Here is a 653-nt window from a genome sequence, read left to right on the forward strand (position 1 = left end):
GGCACGCCGGAGGGGGGCGAGGAGGGCGGCTACCGGCGCGACATCCTCGCCCATGCCCTGCGCCGGGAGCAGGCGGGCGCCGAGACGGTGGTGCTCCCACGCATCCTCGGCCCCTGGGACGTGGCCGGTCACGGGGATCCCGCCCGCGGGTGGGGTGACATCCTCGTCGGCCCGGGATGCGGGGACAATGCCGGGGCCGCGCTGGGGGTCGGTCTGGGCCCGGGTCGGGCCCTGCTGTCCCTGGGGACCTCCGGGGTCGTGGCAGCGGTGTCGGATCATTCCGTGGTCGACCCCTCGGGGTTGGTCACCGGGTTCGCGGATGCGACGGGGAACTGGCTTCCGCTGGCCTGCACGCTCAATGCCTCGCGCATCATCGACGCCATGGCGGCCGTGACCGGACTGGGCTACGAGGACTTCGACCGGGAGGCCCTCTCGGTGCCGGATGCGGGTGGGCTGGTCCTCACCCCCTACTTCGAGGGCGAGCGAACCCCGAACCTGCCCGATGCCACGGCCTCCCTGGAGGGTATGACCCTGGCGAACTCGGACCGCGCCCACGTCGCACGGGCCACCGTCGAGGGCCTCTTGCGGCTCATGGGCGGAGCCCTGGACGCCGTGCGGGTGCTGGGGGTCCCCCTGGGGGATGTGTGCATGGT

The 653-nt window shown here is 73.5% G+C and carries 1 protein-coding gene; it reads left to right on the top strand.

Annotated features, from left to right (window positions below):
• The coding region (locus tag FK530_RS24660) for an FGGY-family carbohydrate kinase (RefSeq protein WP_269434191.1) at nucleotides 1-653 on the top strand (653 nt) is incomplete at both ends.

It is taken from the genome of Tsukamurella conjunctivitidis (assembly GCF_007858475.1).
Classification (GTDB): Bacteria; Actinomycetota; Actinomycetes; order Mycobacteriales; family Mycobacteriaceae; genus Tsukamurella; species Tsukamurella conjunctivitidis.